The sequence below is a fragment of the Pseudomonas urmiensis genome, assembly GCF_014268815.2.
Lineage (GTDB): Bacteria > Pseudomonadota > Gammaproteobacteria > Pseudomonadales > Pseudomonadaceae > Aquipseudomonas > Aquipseudomonas urmiensis.
In genome coordinates this window covers 3,732,106-3,748,330 of sequence record NZ_JABWRE020000001.1, presented here as the reverse complement: position 1 = coordinate 3,748,330, position 16,225 = coordinate 3,732,106, and the positions used below count along the sequence as shown (strand labels likewise).

Here is a 16,225-nt window from a genome sequence, read left to right as displayed (position 1 = left end):
GGGGCGGACAGGTTTCAATGGTAGACGAAAGGGGGGCTGGCAAACGCATCGCGGGGCAAGCCCGCTCCCACGCGTCCGATACTGGCAGCGTGGGAGCAGGCTTGCCCCACGCTGCCGGTGTCAATGGAAGCGTGGGAGCGGGCTTGCCCCGCGATGGCGTCATCACTGACGCCGGGCAATCGCTTACTCGGCGAGTTTGTAAGCGATGATGTAGTCACCCATCTTGGTGCCCAGCGAGCCGTGGCCGCCAGCCGTCACAAGGACGTACTGCTTGCCATCCTTGCCGGTGTAGGTCATCGGCGTGGCCTGGCCGCCTGCCGGCAGACGGGCTTTCCACAGCTCTTCGCCGTTGTGCACGTCATAGGCGCGCAGGTACTGGTCCAGCGTGCCGCTCAGGAAGCCAACGCCACCGGCGGTGACGATCGAGCCGCCCATGCTTGGTACGCCGACCGGCATGCCGATTGGCACTGGGGTGCTGTCGCGGGTGGTGCCGTTCTTGTGCTTCCACACGACCTTGTTGGTGAACAGGTCGATGGCTGCCACGTAGCCCCAGGCCGGTGCTTGGCACGGCACGCCCAGTGGCGACATGAACGGATGCATGATCACCGCATACGGCGCGCCGGTATTGGGCTGCACGCCACTGGTTTCGCTCTCGCGCTTGCTGCCCGCGGCGACTTGCTCGCGTGGAACCATTTTCGAGACGAAGGCCATGTAGTTGGGCGAGGTGAACATCAGCTGACGCACCGGGTCGACCGAGACGCTGCCCCAGTTGAACACACCGACGTTGCCTGGGTAGATCAGGCTGCCTTGCTCGGACGGCGGGGTGTACTGGCCTTCGTAGCGCAGGCTGCGGAACTGGATCCGGCAGAGCATCTGGTCGAACGGGGTAGCACCCCACATCGCCTGTTCGGTCAGGTCCGGGCCGAGCAAATTGAGGTCCGAACGGGCCTGGGTCGGTGCGGTGTGATCACCCTTGACCGCGCCTTGCGGCGTCGGGATCTCGCGGATCGGCACGATCGGCGTGCCGTCGCGGCGGTCCAGTACGTACAGGCTGCCCTGCTTGGTCGGCACGATCACCGCAGGCTTGACGCCATCGTCGGTCTTCAGGTGGATCAGGGTTGGCTGACTGCCGACGTCCATGTCCCACAGGTCGTGGTGGGTGAACTGGTAGTTCCAGCGCACCTTACCGCTGGCAAGGTCCAGGGCGACGATACCGGCGCTGTACTTCTCGGCGCCCGGGGTGCGGTCAGCGCCCCACTGGTCGGGCGTCTGGTTACCCAGTGGCAGGTAGATCATGCCCAGGTCTTCATCGACGCTGGCGATCGACCACATGTTGGCCGAGTTGCGGCTGTACATCTTGCCCGGAGCCAGAGGCTTGGTGTCGTCTGGGTTGTTGCTGTCCCAGTTCCACACCAGGTGACCGTCGTGCACGTCGTAGGCGCGGATCACGCCCGACGGCTCGTTGGTCGACTCGTTATCGGTGACATGGCCGCCGATGATCACCAGATCACGGGTGATCGCCGCAGGCGAGGTGGAGTAGTAGCCACCGGCAGTGAACGGACCGATGCCGGTGGTCAGGTCGATCACGCCCTGGTTGGCGAAGCCTTCGCAGACCTTGCCGTTGTCGGCGTTGATGGCGATCAGGCGGGCGTCGGCGGTCGGCAGGTACAAGCGGCGCGGGCAGGCCTGGGCGACCACTTGGCCGGCGTCGGAGATCTTCGGCACTGGGCTGCCGTCACGGCTGACGTAGCGATTTTCGTCGTAGTACGAGACGCCCCGGCACGTCATGTGGGCGAAGCCCTTGAAGGTGCCAGTCGGGCTCTTGACCTGTGGGTCGAAGCGCCAGATTTCCGCGCCGGTATCCGGGTCCAGCGCCAGCAGCTTGCTGTGCGCAGTGCAGGCGTAGAGCATGCCGTTGACCTTCAACGGGGTGTTCTGGTTAGTCAATTCCACCGGGTCGTTGTCGGTTGGCAAGTCGCCGGTGCGAATGCGCCAGGCTTCTTCCAGGCGATAGGCGTTCTGCGGGGTGATCTGGCGCAGTGGCGAGTAGCGGTCGCCATGCTCGGTACGCCCGTAGGCCTGCCATTCACCGTCCGGCATGGCCGGTGCGGCGCTGCCCATCTCGCTGCTGTCGCGGTTCAGCTCGCCACGGATCTCGCCGGGGTGAGTGAACTGGCTGGCCACGGCGGTGGCGCCGGAAGCGACCACGGCCACGCTGAGCAGGGCGGTGTTGATCTTCGAGGCTGGGCCGAGCAGCGGGCGGCGTGCCCACGGCAGCAGCAACAGCACGCCGATGGCGAACCAGATGGCCAGGCGCGGCACCAGTTGCCACCAATCCAGGCCCACTTCCCACAAGGCCCAGACGGTACTGCCGAGCAGCACCAGGCCGTACAGGCCCAAAGCGATGCGGCGCTTGGCCAGCAACAGGGCGCCAGACACGGCAAAGCCAAGGCCGGCGATCAGGTAGTAGAGGGATCCGCCCAGCTGGCTCAGCTTGATGCCGCCAGCCAGCAGGGCCAGGCCCATCAGCAATAGCAGCACGCCCAGAAGGCGCGGGAGCCAGCGGGTTCCATTCTTGGCACTGTCAGTGCTCATCAATAGGTACTCCGTTAGGTCAAAGGGTGGGTTCAGAAACTGCTTTGGATCTTCAGGCCGCCGATCAGCGCATCATCGACTTGCGACACCCCGCCCGGATGGCGGATGTACTGCAGGTTGGGACGCACGGTGAGCCAGTCGGCCAGATGGATGCCGTAATAGAGTTCGGCGCTGTATTCGGTGTCCTGCACGGGCAGGAAGCCTGGATTGTCGTAGTCGTCGAGGCCCGCCACCTGGTTGGCCAGGCGGGCGTTCTTGCGATAGCCGGGATTGACGTGCACGCGAGCGAGGGCGAAACCGATGTCGTCCTTGGCGCGGGCATCGAACGGCCCTTTGTAAACCACACCTGCCTGAACATAGTTGTCGATGGCATTGGTCTTCTTGTCGTGCACGGTGGCATTGGCGAACAGGCTCAGGCCGCGCGACTGGTCGGATGCCAGCGAGGTGACCTGCTGCTGGACGCCGAGCCACATGCCATGCTTGCTGGAGCTGCTGCGGTAGGCGGCGCCGCTGATTGCGGCCGGCTGACCGTTGCTGTCCTTCAATACGTCCTGAGCCTTGGCATTACTGTAGTAGTAGCCGGCGCGATATTCCCCTTTCAGGCCATTGACCCGTGGGCTCCAGACCAGTTCGATCGGCATCACCGCGCCCTGGGTGCCGCTGCCGCTGAGCTTGAAGCCGTTGCCCGACTCAAGGTTGGACGGATTCTGTTCGAACACCCCGACCTGGGCGTATAGCGAGTCGCTGAGGTTGTAGCGCACACGCAGTGCCCACTGGCTGACGGGCCAGTTGTACCAGATGCCGCCCACCCAGTTGCCCACCTGCGAGCCGCAGAACGCCAGGTTCTGGAAATCGCAGGGGAAGCTGTTGAAGTCCTCGCCTTCACCGAAACGGCCGAATTTCACATCCAGGGCGCCGTCGAAGTATTTCTGCTTGATCCACATCTGGGTTAACCGCCAGGTCTGGCCACGGCCCCAGACTTCCTGGGCCGAGGTAAAACCGCCGACGCGTGGGTCGTTGATGCGGTCATTGCTGATGTTCTGGCCGTGGCGCTCGGTGATGGTCAGCTGCACCTCGGTATCGTGCCAGCCGAGGATCTTTTCCAGGTCCAGGTGGCTGCCAAAGGTGAACTGGTCGCTGTAGCGCGCCGTGCGGTCGTGGTCATAGCCGCCGTGCAGGTTGCTGCCCATCTCGCCGGTGTAGCCGAGGGTGAAGTCGTAGCCTTGTTCCAGCAGTTCAGTACGGGTGCCGCCCCAGTCGCCGAGCATCCACGGCGAATCGCTGGCGAACAGTTCGCTGGCGCTAGCGGTGGTCGACAGGCCGCTGAGAAGGGTGGCCAGGGCAAGGCCGGAGTATCGAGTTTTAGGCAGCTGGAGCATGAGATAGCGCTATCTTTTGATTATTGAAAAATACGCAAACGCATCGAAGAGCGGGCTCTTCAATGGAAATGGCATCGGATGGTGCGGATGAAGCGATTCAGCTTGCGGCGGGGAGGATATAGGGGAAGTTGTAAGAAAAAAAGACAAATTGTCGCAGGGAATTATTGCCGAGGGAGTAATAATCGCTTTGTTAGGCCATTTCTTGGGGCAATGATCACAGCGTCTGTGCCGGCCTCTTCGCGGGCAAGCCCGCTCCCACAGGGACCGCGCAGCTCCCAAGAGCCGTGGTGTACCAGTAGGAGCGGGCTTGCCCGCGAAGCGGCCGACGCAGAAGCGAGCTGGCATAACGAACAGTTGCCCAGGGACCGCGCAGTTCCCAAGAGCCGCGCTGTACCTGTGGGAGCAGCGGGCTTGCCCGCGAAGCGGCCGACACAGAAGCGAGCTGGCATAACGAACAGTTGCCCAAGGACCGCGCAGGTCCCAAGAGCCGCGCTGTACCTGTGGGAGCGGGCTTGCCCGCGAAGCGGTTGACGCAGAAGCTACGTTCGAACCTGCGGCGTTAGCATCAGAAACTGGTCCGCAAGCCCACCTCGACACTGCGCCCGGGCGCTGGAGCAATGTCGCGCAGAATCGAGCTGGCATAGCGCACCGTCTGATCGGTCAGGTTCTCGCCGCGCACGAAGGCCAGCCACTGGCTCTGACCGATATCGAAGCGATAACCCACGCTGGCCCCCAGGGTGGTATAGCCGTCAGTGCGAGTTTCATTGGACGGCTTGCGATGCTGCGAGGCGGCATGCTGCACGTCGACCCGCGCCTGCCAGCGATCCAGCTCCCAGACCAAGCCGCTGTTCAAGCGCAGCGGCGCAATACGCGGCAGAGGCTCACCGCTGTCCAGGTTCTTGGCGCGGGTGTAGTCACCCGACAATTCCAGGGCAAAGCTGCCATAGCGGTTCTCGGTCAACTGCCAGCGGTCTTGCGCCTCGATGCCGTAGAAGCGTGCACGCACGCCCTGGTAGAGGTACTCGGGGATGTCGCCGTGATCGTGGTCATGATCGTGGTCGTGGTCGTGCTCGTGCTCTTCATGGCCATGATCGTGCCCTTCGCGCAGGTTGCCGCTGCCGATCAGGCCGATGTAGTTACGGAAGTGACTGTAGAACACGCCGACGCTGCCCTTGTGGGTGCCGTTGTCAAACCGCAGCGCCAGGTCGCCGGAGATGGCTTTTTCCTTGTTCAGGTTCGGATCGCCCACCTCATATGCGCCAGTGGCGACGTGCGCGCCGTTGGCATACAGCTCGTAGAAGGTCGGGGCGCGCTCGGTATAGCCGAGATTGGCCGCCAGCGACCAGACCGGATCGAGTTGGTACACCGCACCGGACGACAGGCTCACTGCGTTGAAGCTGCTGGCGCTGTCGGCCCCGGCGAAGTCTTCATTGCCCTTGGCATCGGGATCTACCCGGGTGTGCTCCAGGCGCGCCCCGAAGCTCAGGTTCAGACGCTCGCTGGCCTGCCACTGCTCAAGCAGGAACAGCGCCAGGCTGTCGGTATCGGTATGCGGGACAAAAGCTTCCTCGCCCAGGGCGGAAAACTCGTTGCGACTGACCTGGGCGCCGATCACCCCTTCGAGCGGCCCGAGCGGCTGGTGCCGCGCCTCGATACGCGCCTCGTAGCCCTTGTTCTTGAAGGTGGTGTGAACCTCGCCACTTTCGATCTCGCGGTGCTGGTAGTCGGTGTACCCGGCGTCGACCTTGACCGAGCTGAACGGCCCCTCGAGGTCGCGCAGCTCCGAGGCGAAACCGTAGTGATCCTGCTGCATGTCCAGGCGTACGCCAGACTCGGCCACCGAGCCGTAGTTGCTGTCATAGCGGCTGTAGGACAGACCGGTGTAGCCGTGATCCCAATGGTAGGAACCGCCAATGGCGCCGCCGTCCTGGCGACCGTCGCTGTTTTCCAGGCGGTGCTTGCTGCCAGGTTCCTCGGCGTTGCGCACGTTCGAGCTGCGCGCGTAGCCGGGGATGCGCAGGTCATTGAACTGACGGCTGTTGGCATCCAGGTGCAGGGCGAAGGCGCCGTTGCCGGCCTCAAGCTTGCCGGCGCTGCTGCGGGTGGTGTCGGCGCCGCCGTAGCGCAGCTCGCCCGCACCATGAATCCCCTCGATGGGCGCGTCGGGGATGCGGTTATCGAAGGTGTTGACCACGCCGCCGATGGCATTGCCGCCGTAGAGCAGGGCGGCGGGGCCGCGGACGATCTCGACCCGTTCGACCGTGACCGGGTCGAGCGGCACCGCATGGTCATAGGACAGCGACGAGGCATCCAGGGCGCCGACGCCATTGCGCAGGATGCGGATGCGATCGCCATCCAGGCCGCGAATCACTGGGCGACTGGCCCCGGGGCCGAACCAGGTGGAGGCGACGCCGGGCTGCTTGTTGAGGGTTTCGCCGAGGCTCGAATGCTGCTGTTGTAGCAGGTCGTTGCCTTCCAGGACAGTGCTGGGCGCGGCCAGCTGGGAATTGCCGAGCGGGTTGGCCGTGATGACCTGGGGTTCGAGTTCGACTGCCTGGCTGGGCGTGGAGGCGAGCCATAGCGCGGCGGCGAGGGGGGAGAGGCGCAATGAGGAGCACAGCATGAGAAAAGACGATCCTTGGCAGGTATTAGTATGGTTACAATATAACATTACTATTTCAGCGCAGGGAATCTCGGTCTGTCCAGAGGGTCTTCTGCATTCCTGCCGGCGCAAGTCGCAGGGGGGCGATAGGGCCTGCCTGCCGGGTGCAGCGCTCGAATACCGCCACCGCCCACTACACTCGTGTAATGTGCGCATCTTTTCTTCGCGGGAGCACTGGCATGAGCACGGCCAACCACAACGCGCTGCACGGCAAGACCTTGGAGCAGATCCTTACCGAGCTGGTCGCGCACTACCAATGGCAGGGCCTGGCCGAGCGCATCGACATCCGCTGCTTCAAAAGCGATCCGACCATCAAGTCGAGCCTGACCTTCTTGCGCAAGACGCCGTGGGCGCGGGAAAAAGTCGAGCACCTGTACATCAAGCTGCAGCGCAAAGGCTGAATGCCTCGTCATCCTTGGTTGAGCCTGGCCGCAATCCTCGGCTGGAGCGGCCTGAGCGTGCAGGTTTACCTGGTGCTGCTGGCGCGCTGGCAGGAGCAGGCCAGCCTGATCGGCGGGTTGATCAATGTCTTCGGGTTTTTCACGATACTGACCAACACCTTGGTAGCCAGCGTGCTCAGTTATGCAGCCTTCGGCCACCCGTCTGCCGCCAAGCGTTGGTTCCTGTCGCCCGCAGTCAGCTCAGGGATTGCTGCCAGCATCGCCTTGGTGGCCTTGGCCTACAGCCTGTTACTGCGCCACTTGTGGCACCCGCAGGGCTGGCAATGGCTGGCCGATGAACTACTGCACGACGTGATGCCGCTGCTGTTCGTGATGTATTGGTGGCGGGTGGTGCCCAAGGGCAGCCTGCGTTTCTGGCACCTGGGGCTGTGGAGCCTGTATCCGGCGTTGTACTTTGCCTTTGCCTTGTGGCGCGGGCATGAGATCGGGGTGTACCCGTATCCGTTCATCGATGTTGCCGAGCTTGGCTATGCGCAAGTGCTGGTCAATGCTCTGGCGGTTTTGGCGGGGTTCTGGGGGATCGGCCTGCTGATCCTGAGCCTGGACCGCTGGCAAGGCAGGCGCCTGGCCGAAGCCAGGGCGCATTCGCGCTGAGCGATCACTCGTCGTCAGCGCTGGCATCTGCACGCCAATAAGCGGCGGCCTTCAGTGCGTCTTCTTGTGCGCCCTTGGCCAGCAGCAACGCTTTGGCCTGGCGGGTGAGGGTTTTTTCCAGGGCGACCCAGCTGTACAGCTTGCCTTGCGGCAGTGCCAGATTCTCCAGCAATGCCAGCAGGTCTTCGTCATGTCGGCGCACCCAGATCACCTCGACCTGAGCCTTGCTCGGCAGTGGCTGACGGTCCTGTTCGTCCTCGACCTGGATCACGGCCAACACCTGACGGCCAGCGGGCAGTTCATCCAGGCGGCGGGCAATGGCCGGGATTGCAGTCTCGTCACCGATCAGCAGGTAGCTGTCGAAAATGTCCGGGACCACCATCGACGCTCGTGGCCCGGCGATGTTCAGCTCATGCCCAGGTACAGCCTGCGCAGCCCAGGTCGAGGCAGGGCCATCGCCGTGCAGGACGAAGTCGATGTCCAGTTCTCCCGCCGCCAGGTCGACCCGCCGTGGGGTGTATTCGCGCATGGTGGGCCGCGCACCGCCGTCACGGCCAAGGTTGCGCGCTTCGATGGCGGCTTGCTCTTGTGCGCTCATGGCGAACAACAGCTTGACGTGGTCGTCGCTGCCGAGGCTGACGAACCCTTGCAGCTCAGGGCCACCGAGGGTAATCCGGCGCATGCGTGGGGTCAGTTCGGTGACCCGCAGAACCTGCAAACGGCGTTGTTTGATTTCATGGTTGACGCGGTGAATGGTGTCGCACATTGGGTGTTCTCCATAACGGAATCGGTCGGGCCGGCGGCGATGGCCTTGGCGGTGTCGTTGAGCAGGGTGCGCACCCGCTCGATCTCTTCAGGCGTCCAGCGGCCGCTGTGCATGTGCAAGGCATGGCGCAGGTTGCCGACCGCTTCATGGATTTCTGGCGGCCGGTCGTGGCCACGCAGGGCGCGTTTGCTGACTTCGATGCGCATGCGCACGCCATCGAGGGCGACGGCTTGCTCGATCAGGGCGGTGCGACCGGCGTCGGTGATGACGTACAGACGTTTACTGCCCTGGATTTGGCCGGTGATCAGCTCTGCTTCTTCAAGGAAGTTGAGGGTGGGGTAGATCACCCCTGGGCTTGGGCTGTAGCTGCCGTCGAACAGGGTTTCGATCTGGCGGATCAGGTCATAGCCATGGCCAGGTTGCTCGGCAAGCATCGCCAGCAGTAGCAACTTGAGGTCGCCCGGGGCGAATACCCGAGGGCCGCGTTCGCCTCGGCCGGGGCGACGTTCGAAAGGATCATGGTCACGCATGGGAGTGTTCTCGTCTTTGCGATATATCGTTAGATATTACTTAAGATATATCGCAAGACAAGCCTTAGATGGTGATGATTCTCATCTAACTTTTCGATGAGTACTTTTCTAGGGGGCATTTGCACGCATAGCCATTTGCGGTGCCTTGCACTCGGTGGCGCTGCCCGGCTCCAGGTACGGCATGAGAATCGGCGCCATGCCCTTGAGCACCTGCACCGGCAATGCCGAGGTGAAGGTGAAGGCTTCTGCCGTGCGACCTGGAACGAACGCGGTGAGGGTACCGAAGTGGTTGTCGCCCAGGTAGAACACGAAGGTGGCGGTGCGGTTGAGCGAGCGCGAGCCGATCAGCCGGCCACCGGCGCCGAAGCTTTCGATGCGGTTGTCACCGGTCCCGGTCTTGCCGCCCATCACCAGCGCAGTGCCGTCATGCAGCTTGAAGCTGCCGGAGATGCGCCGCGCGGTACCGGCATCGACCACTTGCGACAGGGCGCCCTTGAGCGCCCGGGCAACTTCCACCGGGAGGATTCGCTGGCCGCGGTCCGGGTCGCTGATCAGCTTGGTTTCATAGGGGGTATTGGCGGCGAAGTGCAGGGTATCGATGCGCAAGGTGGGCAGGCGCACGCCATCGTTCTGGATGATCCCGACCAGTTCGGAGAGTGCCGCAGGGCGGTCGCCCGAGCTGCCGATGGCAGTGGCCAGCGAGGGCACCAGGTGATCGAACGGGTAGCCGACGCGTTTCCAGCGCTGGTGAATATCGAGAAACGCCTCGATCTCGACCATGGTACGGATGCGGCTGTCGCGCGCGCCCTGGTGGCGGCTCTTGAACAGCCAGCTGTACACCTCCTGACGCTCGAAGCGGCTGGCGTTGACCATCTCGGTGAGGGTCGCCCCCGGGTTTTTCAGCAAGTAGCCGAGCAGCCACAGGTCGAGCGGGTGAACCTTGGCGATGTAGCCCTGGTCGGGCAGGTCGTATTTGCCAGGGCCATAGGCGTCGTACATCTCCGACAGGCGGCCGTCGGTGAGCTTGGCCAGGGCCTTCTTGTCTTCTTTGCTATGGGCGCGCACGAAGGCATTGAACGTCTCCTGTCCGGCCTCTGGGAACAGGTAGCGGTGCACCGCAGCCAGGCGCTGCGGGGTCACGCGCATGCTGTCGAGGAAGGTGTCCAGGCGCTGCTGGGAGGTCTTGCGCTGGTACTTCTTCCAGAAGCGCATCAGGTAGTTGGTGCCTTCCCGGTCGGCAAAGCGCGCCAGGTATTCCTGGCGACGCGGGTCGGAGTCGTCCTTGAGCAGCGGCGCCCGGTTGAACGGCTGCTGGTAGGTCACGTAGCGGACGATGTCGCGCATCAGGCGGATGAACGGCAGGTTGATCGATTCGCGCAGTGCGTCCTTGAGAGTGGGGTTGCGGCTGTTGTCTTCCTTGCGGAAGTTGTTGAACACATGCATGCCGCCACCGGTGAAGAACGCTTCACCGGTATTGGCCGAGTACTTGCGCTCAAGGGCGGCGTCGAGCATGGCGTCCAGGCTCTGATTCTTGCTGTTCTGGATCAGCCATTCCAGTGACCACTGAGTGATCCGGTCGAGCTCGGCGACAGGTTCTTTCTTCAAGTCGGCGACGGGTTTGCCCGCGTATTTGTCGTGCAGCTCGGCGATGATTTCCAGGTAGGTAGTCAGTACCCGCAGCTTGGCGGTCGAGCCCAGTTCCAGTTTGCTGCCTTCGTTGATGTCGAACGGTTGGTCGGTGCTGTCGGTCTGCACGCGCACCCGCGAGCCATCGGCGGTGCGCTCGAACAGGGTAAAGCTGTAGCGCACCTGGTCGGTGGTCTTGGTGGTCAGCAAGCGTTCTCCGATCAGCCCGATCTGCGCGGCGAAGGCCGGGTCGGAAAGGTTTTTCAGGTATTGGCTGACTTGCGTCTGCAGGTCGGCCTGCAGGGTACTGGTGGCCGACAGGTCGAGGCGGTCGAGGTCATACAGCGGGCGATTGAGCATCGCTGCCAGGCGGTTGCGGGCCAGGCTGATACCCTTGTTGGTGACGATCGGCACGATGGTCGGCTGGGCCACCCAGTCGCGATACACCGCCTTGCTGGCCAGCGCCGCGTCAGCCAGTGGTCGCTCGATGACGTTGGCGGCAGCGAGCACGCGAATATGCGAATCAGTCAGTTCAGCCAGTTCGATGCGGCCTTTGGTCAGGTAATGCGAAGGCCGGCGCTGGGCGATCATCAGCGATAACACCTGGCGCAGGGCCAGGCCACGTTGGGCCATGCTGGCCTGGTCGGTGGCGGTGGACGCCAGCGCTTGGTTTACCTGGTCGAAATCAGCGCCGTACCAGACCCGCAAACCCTCAGCCATGCCGTGCACTTCGCCATGCCCAGGCACTGCCGAGAGCGGCACGCTGTTGAGGTAGTCACGCACGATGCGCTGGCGTGATTCGGTGGTGTCCGGCCCGCCCTGGTAGGCGCGCACGCTGGCCGAGAACATCTGGCGGATCTTCTCGGCGCCCGACACGGTCAGGCCATCTGGCGAATGGCGGTATTTCTCCAGCTGCGTAGCCAGGGTGCTGCCGCCCGCCGATTGACCCGGCAAGGCGAGGTACTTGGCCACCTGGCTGTAGGCTGCCTTGGCGAAGCGCGGCCAGTCGACGGCCGGGTTGTTGCGCGGGTCGTGCGGGTCGAGCAGGTCGCGGTTCTCGATGAACAGCAGGCTGTTGACGATCACCGGCGGAATCGCCGCAAAGTTTGGATACAGGTGCTGTGGGTAGTTGTACTGGTACAGCGTGTCGCCCCGGCAGTCGGTAATCGACAGGCCCGCCTGGATCTTTTCCACGTAAGGCACGAACAGGCCGTGGTCGACGTAGTTCATCAGGGCCGGGGAGAACTGCACCTGCTGGCTGATCAGGTAGTCGCGCTTGAGCAGGCGCGGCAGGAATTCGCCCAGGGCGCTGTAACCCAAGCGTTTGTCGAACGGACCTTCGCCGGGGTAGACGATGGCATCGCTTGGGCCAGGCTCCAGCGAATAGGTGAGGGTGCTGGCCAGCCGGCTGAATTCGCGTGACTGCAGATTCGAGGTCTGCACCTCGTCATAGGCGGCAAAACCGATGGCGACGATGGCCACCAGCACGATCAGCAAAATCAACCGCCACCACAGCCGGCGCTGGCGAGGGGTCTTTGGCGCCGGAGCTTCAGCCAGATTTGCTTCAGGTGCGTCCGTTCTGGTTGGTTCCGATTGCCACAGTGCGCCCATAGTCTTCAATCCGGCCAGGTAATTTCGTCTTACTTGTCTGAAGCTTAGACGTTGGCCGGAATTGGTGAAAATTTTGTAAGAAGTGGCCAAATCTGCGGTGGGAATATAAGGCTTTGGTGCGGCTTCCAATTTGCGTGGAAGTTGTTAGGGTGGCTGCACCATTTTGGGGCTGCTGCGATGAGCACTGCAGCAGCGGCAAAAACACACTAGGTAAAGGGGCAATTTGCCGAGAATTCTCGCCAAATTTCCCTGTTTATATAGTGAAAAGCCCTACAGTTGGCTTCCTATACTGCTCGACCCCTTCGCCCTGCCCGCGCCTCTGGTGCGGGTGGACGGATCAACCCACGAGGTTGGCCCGGCAAGACGACGCCCCGCTCATCGGCGAGGCTAGTGCTGCACGAAGGTCATATCCAATAACAAAATGAGGTTGTATTGCTATGCCAGTCGGCAACCACCCTGCCCATGGTGAGACCGCTCAAGGCGGCCCACTCAAGCGTGAACTGGGCGAACGGCACATCCGTCTGATGGCCCTCGGCGCCTGTATCGGTGTCGGCCTGTTCCTCGGATCGGCCAAAGCTATCGAAATGGCCGGCCCGGCCATCATGATTTCCTACATCATTGGCGGCCTGGCGATCCTGGTGATCATGCGCGCGCTCGGCGAAATGGCCGTGCACAATCCGGTCGCTGGCTCCTTCAGCCGCTACGCCCAAGACTACCTCGGCCCCCTGGCGGGCTTTCTGACCGGTTGGAACTACTGGTTCCTGTGGCTGGTGACCTGCGTTGCCGAGATCACGGCGGTGGCCATCTACATGGGCATCTGGTTCCCCGATGTGCCGCGCTGGATCTGGGCCCTGGCGGCGCTGGGCAGCATGGGTGCGATCAACCTGATCGCGGTCAAGGCTTTCGGTGAGTTCGAGTTCTGGTTCGCCCTGATCAAGATCGTCACCATCATCGCCATGGTCCTCGGCGGCATCGGCATCATCGCCTTTGGCCTGGGCAATGACGGGGTGGCCATGGGCATCTCCAACCTGTGGAGCAACGGCGGCTTCATGCCCAATGGCGTGACCGGTGTGCTGATGTCGCTGCAGATGGTCATGTTCGCCTACCTGGGTGTGGAGATGATCGGCCTCACGGCAGGTGAAGCACGCAACCCGCAGAAGACCATCCCCCAAGCGATTGGCTCGGTGTTCTGGCGCATTCTGCTGTTCTACGTCGGCGCGCTGTTCGTGATCCTGTCGATCTACCCGTGGAACGAAATCGGCAGCCAGGGTAGCCCGTTTGTGATGACCTTCGAGCGTCTGGGCATCAAGACTGCGGCTGGCATCATCAACTTCGTGGTGATCACTGCCGCGCTGTCGTCGTGCAACGGCGGGATCTTCAGCACCGGGCGCATGCTCTACAGCCTGGCGCAGAACGGCCAGGCGCCGGCGACCTTCGCCCGTACCTCGAAAAACGGCGTACCGCGCAATGCGCTGCTGCTGTCGATTGCCGCCTTGCTGTTGGGTGTGTTGGCCAACTACCTGGTGCCGGAGAAAGTCTTCGTCTGGGTGACTTCGATCGCCACCTTCGGTGCGATCTGGACGTGGGTGATGATTCTGTTGGCCCAGCTCAAGTTCCGCGCAGGCCTTAGCAGCGCTGAGCGCAAGGCGCTGAAGTACCGCATGTGGCTGTGGCCGCTGAGCTCGTACCTGGCGCTGGCGTTCCTGGTGCTGGTAGTGGGCTTGATGGCGTACTTCGAGGAGACTCGCGTGGCCTTGTACATTGGCCCGGCGTTCCTGGTGTTGCTGACGGGGTTGTACTACGCGTTCCGTCTGGCGCCCAAAGAGGTGCAAGGGGTAGTGAGTACCGCTTCTTGAGGTAAACAATTTTGGGGCCGCAAAGCGGCCCCAAAATCCCTAAGCCGCCACCTCACTGTGCGGCTCGAAGCTGTCCGCCCTGGCCAGCTGCCACATACGCGAATAGAACTGACCATTGACCTCACCGGTGAGCAACTCGCCAGGTTTGAGGAACACATGCATCTGCGAGAACAACTTGATCTCGGTCGCCGAAATGCGCCGCACCAGGTGCTTGGCCTCCAGTTGCGCAGGGTGATCCAGGCCTGCTGCAGCGAGCATTTCGGCCAAGGCGCGCAGGGTGTTGTGATGGAAGTTGAGCACCCGGTTGGCTTTGTCCGGCACCACCAGCGCCCGTTGGCGCAAGGCGTCCTGAGTCGCCACCCCGGTCGGGCACTTGTTGGTGTGGCAGCTCTGCGACTGGATGCAGCCAATGGCGAACATGAAGCCGCGCGCCGAGTTGGCCCAGTCGGCGCCAATCGCCAATACGCTGGCGATATCGAAAGCACTGACGATCTTGCCGCTGGCACCGAGCTTGATCTTGTCGCGCAGGTTCAAGCCAACCAGCGTGTTGTGCACGAACAGCAGGCCTTCGCGCAGCGGTACGCCGATATGGTCGGTGAACTCCACTGGCGCCGCACCGGTGCCACCTTCCTTGCCATCGACGACGATGAAATCGGGCAGGATGCTAGTCTCCAGCATGGCCTTGGCGATGCCCATGAACTCCCACGGATGGCCCAGGCAGAACTTGAAGCCGACCGGTTTGCCACCAGACAACTCACGCAGTTGGGCGATGAACTGCATCATCTCGATCGGGGTGGAGAAGGCGCTGTGGCGTGACGGCGAGATGCAGTCCTCGCCCATCAGGATGCTGCGCGTCTCGGCAATCTCCTGGGTCACCTTGTGCTTGGGCAGGATGCCGCCGTGGCCGGGCTTGGCACCCTGGCTCATCTTGATCTCGATCATCCGCACCTGTGGATTGCGCGCCTGTTCGGCGAAGCGCTCGGGGTCGAAGCGCCCATCGGCGGTACGACAACCGAAGTAGCCACTGCCCAGCTCCCACGTCAGGTCGCCGCCGTGCTCGCGGTGATAGGGGCTGATACTGCCTTCGCCGGTGTCATGGGCGAAGTTGCCCAGTTTGGCGCCTTGGTTGAGGGCACGAATGGCATTGGCGCTGAGCGAGCCGAAGCTCATCGCCGAGATGTTGAAGATCGACGCTGAATAGGGCTGGCGGCATTGCGGGCCGCCAATGATCACCCGGAAACTGGCAGGGTCGGCCAGCGGCGCCGGGCGCATGGAGTGGCCGATGAATTCAAAGCCCGACTCGTAGACATCGATCAGGGTGCCGAATGGTTTGTCCGATGCCTCGTTTTTGGCGCGGGCATAGACCAGCGAACGCTGGGCGCGGGAGAAGGGCAGGGCATCGCTGTCGGCCTCCAGCAGGTACTGGCGGATCTCCGGGCGAATGGCTTCGACCAGGTAGCGGATGTTACCCAGGATGGGATAGTTGCGGCGCACCGCGTGGCGCTTTTGCAGCAGGTCGAACAGGCCGATCAAGCTGAGGATGGCGGTGGTCAGGGTGAACGGCCACAGCCATTCATGATGCAGCAGCGGCAGACTGGCCAGGGTGAACAGCACACACCCGGCGAAGAAGGCATAGCGACTGAGAAGTGACAGGCTCATACGTAATCCTTGCGATGGCTCGGTCAGGCTCAGGGCCTGGGTCAAACCCCGACCATAGCCCTTTAACCAAGCCAATGGCCAGCCTTGCCGGCAGCGGAAAAAATGAAAATTGCAGTATCAAAAATCATTCGCTTTTAGTATGTTATAAAGTATCACTTAGCGATTGAGGTCATTTGCCATGAAGCCTGATATCCACCCTGCCTATCGTCCAGTGTTGTTTCATGACACCGCTGCCGACGTGTATTTCCTGATCGGCTCAACCGTTGAGACTGATCGTACCCACCAGCACAGCGATGGCCAGCGCTATCCGTACGTGGCCCTGGATGTGTCGAGCGCTTCGCATCCGGTGTATACCGGCCAGCAGCGCAAGACCACCGTGGAAGGGCGAGTGGCTGGGTTCAACAAGCGTTTTGCCGGGTTCACTGCGCGTTAGTTCAGATTGGCCGAGGGCCCTATCGCGGGGCAAGTCGGGGCGCCGCGATGAGG

At 62.7% G+C, this 16,225-nt stretch carries 10 protein-coding genes and 1 pseudogene; 4 read left to right on the top strand and 7 right to left on the bottom strand.

The features are described 5' to 3' along the window. Positions 1 to 183: 183 nt before the first annotated feature. The 3 genes from HU737_RS16835 to HU737_RS16825 all read right to left on the bottom strand — a co-directional run bounded on the left by HU737_RS16835 (position 184) and on the right by HU737_RS16825 (position 6,597). Positions 184 to 2,595, bottom strand: coding sequence for a glucose/quinate/shikimate family membrane-bound PQQ-dependent dehydrogenase (locus HU737_RS16835; RefSeq protein WP_186556177.1), 2,412 nt, complete (start codon positions 2,593 to 2,595; stop codon positions 184 to 186). A 32-nt stretch (positions 2,596 to 2,627) separates the two neighbouring features. Further along, the gene (locus HU737_RS16830; protein ID WP_186556178.1) at positions 2,628 to 3,974 is read right to left on the bottom strand and encodes a carbohydrate porin; all 1,347 of its coding nucleotides are present in this window, start codon (positions 3,972 to 3,974) and stop codon (positions 2,628 to 2,630) included. Between the two features lie 565 nt (positions 3,975 to 4,539). Continuing rightward, positions 4,540 to 6,597 carry a TonB-dependent receptor gene (locus HU737_RS16825; RefSeq protein ID WP_186556179.1) on the bottom strand — a complete coding sequence of 686 codons (2,058 nt, stop codon included), beginning with the start codon at positions 6,595 to 6,597 and terminating at the stop codon, positions 4,540 to 4,542. A gap of 218 nt (positions 6,598 to 6,815) precedes the next feature. Here HU737_RS16825 and HU737_RS16820 point away from each other — a divergent pair, with 218 nt between their 5' ends. Together HU737_RS16820 and HU737_RS16815 are read left to right on the top strand one after the other, a co-directional pair. Further along, positions 6,816 to 7,037: a VF530 family protein gene (locus HU737_RS16820; protein WP_186556180.1), complete on the top strand. Its 222-nt coding sequence runs from the start codon at positions 6,816 to 6,818 to the stop codon at positions 7,035 to 7,037. Then, positions 7,038 to 7,691: a Pr6Pr family membrane protein gene (locus HU737_RS16815; RefSeq protein WP_186556181.1), complete on the top strand. Its 654-nt coding sequence runs from the start codon at positions 7,038 to 7,040 to the stop codon at positions 7,689 to 7,691. It begins immediately after the preceding gene. Positions 7,692 to 7,695: 4 nt separating this feature from the next. Here the strand turns inward: HU737_RS16815 and HU737_RS16810 are convergent, their stop codons facing one another. The 3 genes and pseudogenes from HU737_RS16810 to HU737_RS16800 form a co-directional block, all read right to left on the bottom strand. Beyond that, complete coding sequence (locus HU737_RS16810; protein WP_186556182.1) at positions 7,696 to 8,457, bottom strand: siderophore-interacting protein; 762 nt, start codon at positions 8,455 to 8,457, stop codon at positions 7,696 to 7,698. Positions 8,458 to 8,465: 8 nt separating this feature from the next. Next, a pseudogene (locus tag HU737_RS16805) lies at positions 8,466 to 8,987 on the bottom strand (PadR family transcriptional regulator); the annotation flags it as partial. Positions 8,988 to 9,095: 108 nt separating this feature from the next. Then, positions 9,096 to 12,224, bottom strand: a complete 3,129-nt coding sequence (locus HU737_RS16800; RefSeq protein ID WP_186556183.1) for a transglycosylase domain-containing protein — start codon at positions 12,222 to 12,224, stop codon at positions 9,096 to 9,098. A 437-nt stretch (positions 12,225 to 12,661) separates the two neighbouring features. On the opposite strand from HU737_RS16800, the gene HU737_RS16795 reads away from it, so the two are divergent. After that, on the top strand, positions 12,662 to 14,080 hold the full coding sequence (locus tag HU737_RS16795; protein WP_186556184.1) for an amino acid permease: 1,419 nt from the start codon (positions 12,662 to 12,664) through the stop codon (positions 14,078 to 14,080). A 39-nt stretch (positions 14,081 to 14,119) separates the two neighbouring features. Here the strand turns inward: HU737_RS16795 and HU737_RS16790 are convergent, their stop codons facing one another. After that, the gene (locus HU737_RS16790; protein ID WP_186556185.1) at positions 14,120 to 15,739 is read right to left on the bottom strand and encodes an FMN-binding glutamate synthase family protein; all 1,620 of its coding nucleotides are present in this window, start codon (positions 15,737 to 15,739) and stop codon (positions 14,120 to 14,122) included. A 178-nt stretch (positions 15,740 to 15,917) separates the two neighbouring features. Here HU737_RS16790 and HU737_RS16785 point away from each other — a divergent pair, with 178 nt between their 5' ends. Further along, positions 15,918 to 16,172 carry a type B 50S ribosomal protein L31 gene (locus HU737_RS16785; RefSeq protein ID WP_186556186.1) on the top strand — a complete coding sequence of 85 codons (255 nt, stop codon included), beginning with the start codon at positions 15,918 to 15,920 and terminating at the stop codon, positions 16,170 to 16,172. The last annotated feature ends 53 nt before the right edge of the window (positions 16,173 to 16,225 follow it).

Excerpts from the sequence above, each read along its gene's own strand:
- HU737_RS16795 (WP_186556184.1), top strand. The coding sequence starts at position 12,662 with ATGCCAGTCGGCAACCACCCTGCCCATGGTGAGACCGCTCAAGGCGGC.
- HU737_RS16835 (WP_186556177.1), bottom strand. The coding sequence starts at position 2,595 with ATGAGCACTGACAGTGCCAAGAATGGAACCCGCTGGCTCCCGCGCCTT.
- HU737_RS16800 (WP_186556183.1), bottom strand. The coding sequence starts at position 12,224 with ATGGGCGCACTGTGGCAATCGGAACCAACCAGAACGGACGCACCTGAA.
- HU737_RS16815 (WP_186556181.1), top strand. The coding sequence starts at position 7,038 with ATGCCTCGTCATCCTTGGTTGAGCCTGGCCGCAATCCTCGGCTGGAGC.
- HU737_RS16810 (WP_186556182.1), bottom strand. The coding sequence starts at position 8,457 with ATGTGCGACACCATTCACCGCGTCAACCATGAAATCAAACAACGCCGT.
- HU737_RS16790 (WP_186556185.1), bottom strand. The coding sequence starts at position 15,739 with ATGAGCCTGTCACTTCTCAGTCGCTATGCCTTCTTCGCCGGGTGTGTG.
- HU737_RS16785 (WP_186556186.1), top strand. The coding sequence starts at position 15,918 with ATGAAGCCTGATATCCACCCTGCCTATCGTCCAGTGTTGTTTCATGAC.
- HU737_RS16820 (WP_186556180.1), top strand. The coding sequence starts at position 6,816 with ATGAGCACGGCCAACCACAACGCGCTGCACGGCAAGACCTTGGAGCAG.
- HU737_RS16830 (WP_186556178.1), bottom strand. The coding sequence starts at position 3,974 with ATGCTCCAGCTGCCTAAAACTCGATACTCCGGCCTTGCCCTGGCCACC.
- HU737_RS16825 (WP_186556179.1), bottom strand. The coding sequence starts at position 6,597 with ATGCTGTGCTCCTCATTGCGCCTCTCCCCCCTCGCCGCCGCGCTATGG.